The organism is Vibrio sp. Vb1729, from assembly GCF_033338655.1.
Taxonomy (GTDB): Bacteria; Pseudomonadota; Gammaproteobacteria; order Enterobacterales; family Vibrionaceae; genus Vibrio; species Vibrio alginolyticus.
In genome coordinates, this window is record NZ_JAWOTB010000048.1 from 41,805 (window position 1) to 52,481 (window position 10,677).

7 protein-coding genes are annotated in these 10,677 nt (G+C 44.8%); 5 read left to right on the top strand and 2 right to left on the bottom strand.

What is annotated here, in order from left to right:
• Positions 1-2: 2 nt before the first annotated feature.
• The 5 genes from R7E29_RS19505 to R7E29_RS19525 all read left to right on the top strand — a co-directional run bounded on the left by R7E29_RS19505 (position 3) and on the right by R7E29_RS19525 (position 7,824).
• The gene (locus R7E29_RS19505; protein WP_054577120.1) at positions 3-2,234 is read left to right on the top strand and encodes a response regulator; all 2,232 of its coding nucleotides are present in this window, start codon (positions 3-5) and stop codon (positions 2,232-2,234) included.
• Complete coding sequence (locus R7E29_RS19510; RefSeq protein WP_054577119.1) at positions 2,209-3,633, top strand: TolC family protein; 1,425 nt, start codon at positions 2,209-2,211, stop codon at positions 3,631-3,633. The genes R7E29_RS19505 and R7E29_RS19510 overlap by 26 nt, the downstream gene beginning before the upstream one ends.
• A complete protein-coding gene (locus R7E29_RS19515) occupies positions 3,623-5,209 on the top strand; it encodes an ATP-binding cassette domain-containing protein (protein WP_054577118.1) in 1,587 nt (528 codons plus the stop codon). Before R7E29_RS19510 ends, R7E29_RS19515 begins: the two co-directional genes overlap by 11 nt.
• Entirely contained in the window at positions 5,206-7,344 is a 2,139-nt protein-coding gene (locus tag R7E29_RS19520) for an ATP-binding cassette domain-containing protein (RefSeq protein WP_054577117.1), read from the top strand. Before R7E29_RS19515 ends, R7E29_RS19520 begins: the two co-directional genes overlap by 4 nt.
• Before the next feature lie 105 nt (positions 7,345-7,449).
• Positions 7,450-7,824 carry a hypothetical protein gene (locus tag R7E29_RS19525; RefSeq protein WP_005375619.1) on the top strand — a complete coding sequence of 125 codons (375 nt, stop codon included), beginning with the start codon at positions 7,450-7,452 and terminating at the stop codon, positions 7,822-7,824.
• Between the two features lie 26 nt (positions 7,825-7,850).
• Here R7E29_RS19525 and R7E29_RS19530 read toward each other — a convergent pair whose 3' ends face one another.
• Together R7E29_RS19530 and R7E29_RS19535 are read right to left on the bottom strand one after the other, a co-directional pair.
• Positions 7,851-8,741, bottom strand: a complete 891-nt coding sequence (locus tag R7E29_RS19530; protein ID WP_017635872.1) for an RNA polymerase sigma factor RpoD/SigA — start codon at positions 8,739-8,741, stop codon at positions 7,851-7,853.
• 333 nt (positions 8,742-9,074) lie between these two features.
• Positions 9,075-10,517 carry a diguanylate cyclase domain-containing protein gene (locus R7E29_RS19535; RefSeq protein WP_054577116.1) on the bottom strand — a complete coding sequence of 481 codons (1,443 nt, stop codon included), beginning with the start codon at positions 10,515-10,517 and terminating at the stop codon, positions 9,075-9,077.
• Positions 10,518-10,677 lie beyond the last annotated feature (160 nt).

Here is a 10,677-nt window from a genome sequence, read left to right on the forward strand (position 1 = left end):
GGATGAGTAGCAAGCCTTCTTACAATATTTCCGTTCCTGTTATGCGCCTAAGCATTGCTTTCAGCTTGATGCTGGCTGCCCTCGCCTTTTATTTGTATATCTCTTGGGACAAAGTGGATTCAGTCGAGAAAGTGCAAAACGCGCCTCTTTTGGTTCAAGCTCAACAGCTCAACCAAACTATCGAGTTTGATATTCAAACGCTTCAACGCTGTTTAAGCGCACGTTATTGCAGTACAACAGAGCTTGATTTTGAGGTTCTGAAAGACGAAATTGACCAATTTAAGTCGCTCGCGTCACTCAACAAAACCGAGTTTAGCTTGGTGGGCGCGACCGAATACACGCAGCTTGAACTGGCAATCAATCGCTTCTCAGACAGCCAAAAAACACGCGACGATGTGTTGGCACTGTACCTCTCGCTCACCAATAACTACCTACAAATGGACGACAACTACCGGACCATATTTAACAACCATGCGAGCGACCTAATGATGGAGAAAAACGAGTTCTTCATTTGGTTGTTTGTGGTCGTTGTCGTACTGGTTGGTATCGCAGTGCTATCGAACTTGGTGGCAATCCTTAAGCTGAAAAAATCCAGCTCGAATGAGCGTGACATTGACCAAGAATTCGATGAGCTTTATCAAGAGCTCAAACAACTGGATTTACAAAGGTTGGAAGAGTTGCTGAATGAAGTGAGCATCAATCCGAAGCAGCGTCAGATCTACTCTCACCTAAAACTGATTTTCAGCAAACTCGAAGAACAAAAACGCAATAACGATCTCTACAAGCAGCTCTATGCTCTGATTGGTTACGAGATTCGTGGCATCACCAACACCATTAACGGCGGCGTGCAATATCTCGTTCAAGAGACCGATGAGAGCGGCGTGTTGATGGCGCAAGATATAACCTCGGCTGCCAATACCCTGTCTGAATTGGCAGAGAACTACAACCGACTCATTTCACAAGGGACCGAGAGCAAATCGAAAGAGTTTTCACTGCTGAATGTACTGTCTGAATTGATGATTCACATCAGTTCAAAAGTGCAGCGAAATGAAGGTGAGCTAGACTGCTTTATCTCGGATAACCTACCAAACCGTGTTGAAGGACAATCCACCAGCTTATTCTGGGTGTTGTTCCTACAGCTATCAAATGCCATCCAACTCAAAGCCGACAAGAAACTGTTTGTCACCATTGAATCAGGTGCGGCGTCAGACATTGAAAACACTCGCCTGACCATCAATCTAAACTTCTTAACCACGCTGGATGTGCCGCTTGCCAAGCTCAATACCCTACACTGGAGCGACCATAAACAGCACACTGCAACCAAAGACGATTTGGCGAAAAGCGTGTTGAAAGATTATGGCTATTACGAGAGCCATTGGTATCAATCGGGCAATCAGGAACGTTTTCAAATTCAGCTCGATTTGAAAGCCAAAAGCTTCCACACCGAGAAAACTCGCTTCGACAATAAGCGCCTATTACTGTGTGCCAACTCTCAGCTGCGCATTGATGTGATGAGCAAAATGTTAGTCAACTTGGGCTTAGAGATTACGCCAATTCGAACGCCGAACGAACTCTTCTCTGCGGCAAAAACCTTTGGCGAATACGATGCCATCATGCTGACCGACACGTTCGAGCCAAACAAGCTGCCCTCACTGAGCAAAACGGTGAAATCGCAACTGCGCAATCACCCGAACACCAAGTTGCTGCTCTCGGTCACTAGCACTCAGCAAGCGCAAGAGAGCCATACCTTTGTCGACAAGATTCTGAACTCCCCTGCGATTCCATATGAGTTTATCCCCAATCTTTTAGCAATCATGGAAGCGGAAGCCTCAGAAGATCAGATGGAGAACAGCTCATTCCTGATTGTGGAAGATGACCGTGTTCAACAGATTCTACTCAAACGTATTTTGAGCAAGCAAGAATACGAAGCCGACACCGTTGGCGATGGCGCAGACGCTGTTCAGCACTTCATGAATCAGCGCTCGGACATCATTTTTATGGACTGCATCATGCCTGGCATGGGCGGTATTGAAGCAACCAAACGCATTCGACAATACGAACAAGAGAGCGGACAAAACCCTTGCACCATCATAGGCGCGACAGCATTGACCAGCAGTAATGAACACCAAGCTTGTATCGAAGCTGGAATGGATTACGTGATCAGCAAACCTTATAAAAACGACGAAATCATCAAGGTGATCAACAAGTATGTGGCGGTACAGAAACTTAACTAGCTGCGTATTGGCAGCGCTTACATTGAGCAATGCTCCTTCGGCAATGGCGACCACCTTGCTTGAGGCGGTCAAACTCGGCTTGGAAAACAATTTATCTCTGCGCGCTAGTGACAAAGGCGTGGAAGAAAACGAATACAACATCGACATTAGCCGTTCTAAGTTCCTGCCTTCTTTAAACGGTGCCGCTGATACAACATGGAATGAAAACGAGACCATATTAACGGGAACACCAGATAAACGTTCAAGCTACAACTCAAATAGCTACAGCGTGTCTTTATCGCAATCGGTGTTTAACCTTGGCGACATCTTCAAATACGGCACCGCTAAGCTGGATTTCAACATTGAGGAAATCAAACACGAGAACAAAATCCAGAGCACCATTTCTGAAATCGCGACGCAATATTTCGAATACCTCAAAAACAACGCGCAAATCAAAGCCACCCAAGTAGAACTTAAATCGTCTGAAACACGTGAGCGCCAAATGCGTCGCAACGTGGAACTTGGCAACACTGCGGCGAGCGAGTTGTATGAGGTAATTGCCCAGAAAGAAGGCATTGCCAATCGCTTAAGAACCTTAGAGAAAGACCGGCGCGTAATTTTGAACGGTTTAGAGATTCAAGTTCAATACCCAGTCACCCCATCACAAGACATCTACGAAAGTGTTCCCTTGGAGGAAATCAGCGAATCCGAACAACGTGAGATTCTTGAACAAGCTTTGAAGCTCAATAACGACTTATTGGTTGCGAAGAAAACCGTCGAGCGCAGCCGAAGAGGCTTGAAAGAAAGCGGTTCAAACTTTGTGCCGACCGTATCGCTCTCTGCCAGTTACCGTTACGACGATGCGAACAACTATGACCGAACCGACCCAACCGCAACAGGGGACAGTAACTCGACCAGCGTCGGGTTGAACTTGAATGTGCCAATTTTCTCCGGCGGTTCGGATTACTACGGTTATCAAAAATCGTCGACTGCCATCGAGCGAACCGAGCTGCTGTACCAAGATTCATTGTTCGCGACGCGCAATAGCGTTAACACCTCAGTACTCAACATTAACGACTTCTCCCGCGCCATCAGCAGTTACGAGAACATCATCCGTGCCAACTACGCTTCCTACAAAGGCATTCAACGCGCCTATCAGCTTGGTACGCGAACCATTACCGACTTACTGGCAGCGGAAAGTAAACTGTTCAGCGCACTACGTGATTACGAGAGCGCGCGCTATGACTACATCATTGAATCGATCAATCTTGAGCAAATCAAAGGCATGCTATCGGTTCAATCTATCGAAAGCATCATGCAGTTGATGAGCGATATCGAAGGCAGAAGCAATCAAGACTTAGTTCCAAAACACCTTCTCTCTAAACCATCGATTAAGGAAGGAGGTCGCAATGCAAACTGAGCACTTTTCCCAAAAGATTAACTTTGCTGACAAGTGTTATCTGACTTTCTCAACGGTCATCTCAACACTGTTTGGTTTAGTGCTGCCCTTTTCGATTCTTATTATCTTTGACCGTGTTTTACCTAACCAAGCCAAAGACACGCTGTTTCTTCTGTTTGCCATTATCTTGATCACCATCCTCCTCGACTATCACTTAAAGAATCAGGAAGAGAAGATTTCGTCGGTGATCATGAAGCAATTCGAAACCAACTTAACCAACAAGGTGTTTCAATCAATCTGTTTGGCTGAGATATCGAAGTTTCGTCGTCTAGAACCCGGTGAATACCTAGAGCGTATTGCGACCATTCCAGAGATTAAATCCTTCTTTGGCGGAGAATCTGTACGGGCATTGATCAACCTTGCCGTCAGCATACTGACCATTCTGATTATCGGTCTGATCAACATCTGGGCAGGGGTGACCATCTTGCTCGCCTCCATCATTTTGGCGGTGTTCGCACTCAGTCTTTCCAAGCAAAAAATCAACAGTCTAGAAAACAAATCCGACATCGAAGGCTTAACCACGTCGAAAATCATCGAGATCATCTCTAGCCCACTCGATATCAAAGCGCGCAATATGGAATATCGCGTTGAGAGCCTCATGACACAAATGGTGGAAGAGCGTGAAGTCGAGAACATCAAATACGAGCAAATCGAATCGAACTTCAGCCTTATCTTGTCGCTCATACAACAGCTCTCCATAGCTTGTGTGGTGGTGGTTTTGGCAACGGCAGTTATCAACATGCAATCTAGCCAAGGCATCATGGCTGCTATCATCATGCTTACCAACCGCTACTTCGCGCCATACCAGCAAGTAATGCGCACGGTGAGCCGCTGGGAGTTGAACAAGCTTCATATTCAACGTATCGCCGAGTTGCTTGAGCTTGCGGCATCTGTAGAACAACAAAATGACACGACAGAAGTCGAGCGCATCTCGGTGAAGTATTCGGAAAAACAACGCATCGAGTTTGAACGCGGTCAGGCTTACTTGCTGACAGGGAAAAGCGGCACAGGCAAAACCCACCTCGCCAATTGCATTACGCGGCAAAACACCGACAGCAAGCTCGATATTCAAATCAACGAGACACCACTTGATGACGTCAATTACAACGTCTGGCGTAATAGCGTGCTCATGGTCGACAAAACCAGTTCGTTCGTCGAAGGCACCATCATCGACAACTTGACTTGTTTCCGCCCGAGCTTAAATAACACGGCATTTGCGCTTTGCGAAACCATGAACATGAAAGCACAAATCGATGCCCTTCCCGCTGGTTTTTACACCGAGCTTAAAGGACATTTACGCAACCCATTCTCGCGCCAAGTCGCTTATGCCTTGTTGTTAGTGCGTGCCTTACTCGCGAACAAACGTGTGTTGATCTTCGACGACATCGACTGTGTTTATGATGACGACTTTGCTCGATTGGTTTTGACCAGCACCGCCTATCGCGCCAACGACAAAATCCTCATCATCGTCAGCAACAAGATGGACAAACTCAATCATCGCCTCAAACGCGTCAAACTTACCGGAGGTGACCAATGAGTATTTTGGTTGATTTTAATAATGTCCCTCAGCGCTTGTTGGACTTTGAGGCTCGCAGTTATGACGAGCGATACAATGAGTCACCTTTGATTCGTGGTTTAGCTTACACCCTCATAGCGCTTGAATGGGAAGGCACACCTTCTATCCTCAGCGACGCTTTTATCCCTAAACCAAAAGACAGCGACAGTTTTATCGCTACGATTGAACGCCTTGGTTACCGTTGTGACGTCACCAAACTAAAAACGTTGGAGCACATCGAGGGGCATCCTCATCCTTGTTTTATCGAGATAGAAAACCTCACTGCGATTTTCTTGGGCACTAAAGACGGCAAACTGATCCTGTTTGATTACACAAATAACAACACCATTGAATACCCGCTCTGCAAGAAGCCGTGCTTGTTGGTCTCGATCAGCGAATACTCCCGCTTATTCCGAGAACCGCCACCTGAATCTCAAGACCGCAGTAACTGGATTAAATACGCGTTTTATCGCTACAACAATGAACTCAAAAGCCTGATTATTCTCAGCTTCGTGGTCAGCATTCTCGGCGCACTCCAGCCCTTTTTTATTATGAGTGTGTACAACTTCGCCTTAACCTCTAGCTCGCAAGCCACGCTTTATTGGCTCACGTTATTTGCTGTGATTGTTGGGTTCTCGGAATACTTTTTCAAGAAAATGCGGGTCAACATCATCGCCACATCAGGAAAGGATTTGGCGGTGCATATTTCTCAAAACGTAATATCCAAACTGTTGTGGCTTCCTTATTCGATGACATCTACCGCTGGTGTCTCTTCTCAGTTAGCACGATTGAAGGACATCGACACTTTCCGCCGTTTGGTAACCGCAGAGTCAACATTAAGCTACTTCGACATGCCGTTTGTTATCGTATTCATTATTGCCATTGCTCTTATGTCTGGTACCGCAGCGCTAGTCGTTATGGCGGGGTTGATTCTAATGTTGGTGTTCTGTGTTTATTCTCGTTACATCTACTCGCAAGCCACGTCCAAGAGCTCTCGCGCCAACGCCATGGTTTCTTACCAATGGAATGAGATTCTTCGTGGTATAAAAACCATCCAAGGCTTGCCATTATTGCGTGTTATCCAGTCCCGCTTTAGCGCATCGCATTTACAAAGCACCAACGATGCAGAACATGTTTCAGTGACTAATAGCAGGGTTCAGGCAGCAGGCGGGAGTTTGATTCAGGTTATTGGTACCGCAAGTATCGTCGCGGCCGTTATCGGCGTGATGGACGGCACCTCCGATGCAGGTGCAATGCTTGCTACCGTAATTTTAGTCTGGAAGGCGTTGGGGCCTATTATGGGCATCTACAACTCTATTTCTAAGTTCCAATCCATTAAGGCGTCTTCTGCGCAAATCAACAACCTTATGGCGATGAATGACGATAAGCTAACGTTAGAGAAAAGCCCCCCTATTCGCCTATTTCAAGGTAGTATCGTCGGCTCTGGTGTGAGCCATCGTTATAGTGGTGCGGCAACAGGCTTAACTAATCTTGGTTTTAAAATTCCACCGGGCGCAAAAGTTGTGATTTGTGGACCAACAGGTTGCGGTAAAACGACGCTCATTTCTATTATCGCTGGGCTAGAGGAACGCTATCAAGGCTCAGTTTCGGTGGACGGTTATAACATCAAACAATTCAACAGTTACCGCTATCGAACCTCGATTAACTACATCCCGTTTAACCTGCATATTTTTGAAGGCTCCTTGGAGACTAACTTCATCTTGCATAATGGGTTAATCCCAACAGAAAAAATGCGTGAAATGGTGAGTTTCTTTGAGCTCGATACATGGTTGCCACAAGGCCTGGACACTCAATTGAGCGTTGATATCTGTAAAAGTTTACCAAATGGTATTCAACAAAGACTGCGGCTCGCATTAGGGCTAGGTAACTGCGAACAATCTTTGATTATCATTGACGAGCCATTTAATGGTGCTGAGCAAGAAAACTCGCACTACTTCAAGCGGTTATTCAGCGACAAACTACTCAATAAGACCGTTATTTTCTCAACGAATGATTCGGGCATGATCTCTACATCCAACATGAGCTTAGTCTTGGAGCCAGATGGCAACCTGAAATATTTCGGGTTAACCGATAAGTACTTAAAAAGTCTAAGTTAAGTTCGGAATGTGGTGTGGTTCATCATTCATAATTGAGCACGGTCATTGACAAAAATGTAAACGATGAGACTATTTACTCTGTAAGCGCGTACACTAAGGAATCCGATGTATACATTTGTTGCAGACAAATTGGATGTGGTTTATTTATCAACGATACCAGAAAACTACCAGTTACAAGACTTTGACGTGCCTGAAGAAGAACTCGAAATTCGTGAAATTGTAGAGGTATGGTATGAGTGTGCGTTTCTTCCTGACTTTAACCTTCAACACATCGACATCGAAAACAAAACCGCATTAGTCGAGACACAAGCGCAAGTCGTAAACAACTACACAAGTACGCTCGCTTTTTTACTCAAAAGTCGTACTTATCGCGCAGCACTTAACCGATTATTGAGTGTATGGAGATTGGAGGCAGCAGCTAAAGCACAGCTTGAGCTGCTGTTACTTACGGAAGAACAGAGTAGCAAGCCAGTAAATTAATCGGCTAGGATAAGGGGCTAAAAATCTTAAACCCAACCATCGAATCGGAGACGTTTCTGCACGCGTTCAACCGCCTCTATCTGCATCTGACGAACACGCTCGTTAGACACGTTTAACAACAGGCCTATTTCCGACAAGGTTTTCACTCTCTGGTCAAATAATCCGAATCGATGGATTAAGACTTTCTGCAACTTAGTTGGCAAGGTTTTAATAATATTTTCAATAGCTTGAGTAAAGCACTGGTTTTCACAGTCTTGTTGTGGATCTGGCGTATACTCACTTTCACACAGTTCAAGAACAAATGGAACACGATGAAGGTCCGCAGTGGTCGATACATCAATAAAACCACTAAGAGCAACAAGTTCATCTATACGCTCTGCTTTCACCCCTGAGCAGCGTGAGAGTTCAGAAATAGACAACTCCTTGCTCTCACTTTTTGACGCATCGAGCTTTTTTAAAGCCAGGCTATTTATCTCTTTGCACACATGAGCAGGTAAACGTACCGTGCGGCCATTGTTCATTAATGCCGCTTCTATATTCTCGCGAATCCACCATACCGCATAAGTAGAAAAACGGTAGCCTGGCTCAGGATCGAACTTATCGACCGCTTTTATCAAACCAATGTTACCTTCTTCTATTAAATCGAGCAGAGTAAAGTTATTGCCTGGCCGTTTGAGGTAGCCTTTTGCGATTTTCACAACAAGTCGAAGATTAGACTCAATCAACATTTCGCGCGCTTCTTCATCACCAGCTCGATTAAGTTTGGCGTAATGCAACTCCTCTTCACGAGACAACAAATCAATCCCCACAATATCTTTGAGATAGTGAGCATAAGGGTCTTTCCCAACTGACAACGATTCTTTCATTGACAGTTCATCCGTGACAGCTCGGAACCTAGCAAAGCATTCGTTGTTCATTCCCCGTCCTTCTCAAGCCAACTTATTTCTTATCTTCTTTAATTGTTTTTGTACAACACCGTATGCATCATGCTTTATATGCATTACTTTACACTGAGTGTAGACAGGGGTTCTGATCTTTACCAAGAAATCGCTTATCACTTTAAAACAATTACTGCTTCTATGATAAAAACGTGAGCAGGTGGGGGGTTATATATATGAAAGTGCGAATATTTGTACGCAAATTGGCCTCAAAGAAAACAACGCAACGTAATCGTCAACGCTTACCACGTTACTCTGACTAAACCTTTGAGGCTTGAGGATGGTTTGAAGTATCAGTTGAATTAGCGAGACCTAATTCACTTGACGAAGCGCAGGTTGAAGCTGACAGTCTGTTATAACTTGGAAAACTGCACGATTCTTTCCTTCAGACTTACCTTGATACATCAAGTCGTCAGCATCTTGCAAGCTCACGATGTGGGTAAACTCAGGATAGTAAGCACAGCCCAAACTGATACTCAAATGAATTGCTTGTCCGCCCAGTATAACAGGCTGATCGTAAACGGCTTTACAAAGCATATTGGCAAAATTGAGCGCTTCTCGCTCTGACAGAGACGACGTAACGAGTGCGAACTCTTCTCCTCCAATTCTCGCCAATGTCATTCGGTCATCAGTCATCGACTTAGCGGCTTCTGCGATGGCAACTATTGCTCGGTCTCCAGCAAGGTGGCCATATCGATCATTGATTGATTTAAAATCATCAATATCAAACACCATCACCGTTAAGTTTCGCTTCAAATGATTCAGTAGCGCCAATTGCTCAATCAGGTGTCTACGGTTGTATAGCTTTGTGAGAGAATCCGTCAACGTCATCTCCAGCAATTGCTGATTGGCAATCGTTAATTGCCTTGTCCGAAGAGCAACCATACGTTTGAGAGCAAAAATATGATAAAGCGTTGCGACCGCCATAATGAAAATAGCAATAGGGAAAAGATAAAGTGGATAAACCGTTTTCACCACACTCCAACGGGTGAGGATCCGCTCACGATCCGTATCGATGACTTTTTCAAACGCTCGTGATACCTCTAAAATGGAAGTTGCACTGTGCATTCCTGCTGCAATCCGAAGATCTTTACTATATAAGCTAATTGTCGGGACAAACATACCCGCTCCCGGCGTGGTTGCCATATAAAAGTTAGCAACTTGCAGGTCTGCAACAAAGTACAGCACCTTTTTATCGACGGCGGCTTGTATCATCGAATCATTGTTAATGTATTCTGCGATAGGTGCATTCGGATAATTCGTCTGAACAAACTCAGACTCGTAACTTCCTTTAACAACGCCAATTGGCAGCGTCATTTCGCCAGTTAAAACACTCCTGATATCAACCGAAAGTACATCTTTATTTACGTACAATTTGGTTTGGATAGGCATTATGACTGCGCCAAAGTCCATATACTTCGCTCTTTCGGGCGAGTAGACAAGTCCTCCGTGAAAGTCAGCCTTACCCTCTTTTACGGCTTGCAAAGAAGCATCCCAATCCAAAAGGAGAAACTGAACGTCGATTTGGTTGTTCGCCGCGTACTCTTTCCAAAAGTCGATTAAAATACCTTTAGGTTCACCATCTGGGCTAAGGTAAGAGAACGGCTTCCACGCTTTGGAGTTAGCAACAATTAAAGAATGAGACTCTGACTTGTGTGCATGCGCCATCGGACAAATGGACAGCCACAGTAGTAATAAAGAAGCACACGCTTTTTTACATTTGCAACCATAAGTACCATAACTCGTCGATGACATACCTACTTCTCACCAGTCTTTTTAAACCATAATCTCGGCTGTTTGATTAGACTAAAGATATAGTAGAGTTGCATAATACAGGAAGTGACGCTTATTGATATGAATCTAACTTAGTAAGTTTTAGTACTTAATTAGTACTTTCAACGCCTGGTTCGCTGAA

Excerpts from the sequence above, each read along its gene's own strand:
- R7E29_RS19505 (WP_054577120.1), top strand. The coding sequence starts at position 3 with ATGAGTAGCAAGCCTTCTTACAATATTTCCGTTCCTGTTATGCGCCTA.
- R7E29_RS19510 (WP_054577119.1), top strand. The coding sequence starts at position 2,209 with ATGTGGCGGTACAGAAACTTAACTAGCTGCGTATTGGCAGCGCTTACA.
- R7E29_RS19515 (WP_054577118.1), top strand. The coding sequence starts at position 3,623 with ATGCAAACTGAGCACTTTTCCCAAAAGATTAACTTTGCTGACAAGTGT.
- R7E29_RS19520 (WP_054577117.1), top strand. The coding sequence starts at position 5,206 with ATGAGTATTTTGGTTGATTTTAATAATGTCCCTCAGCGCTTGTTGGAC.
- R7E29_RS19525 (WP_005375619.1), top strand. The coding sequence starts at position 7,450 with ATGTATACATTTGTTGCAGACAAATTGGATGTGGTTTATTTATCAACG.
- R7E29_RS19530 (WP_017635872.1), bottom strand. The coding sequence starts at position 8,741 with ATGAACAACGAATGCTTTGCTAGGTTCCGAGCTGTCACGGATGAACTG.
- R7E29_RS19535 (WP_054577116.1), bottom strand. The coding sequence starts at position 10,517 with ATGTCATCGACGAGTTATGGTACTTATGGTTGCAAATGTAAAAAAGCG.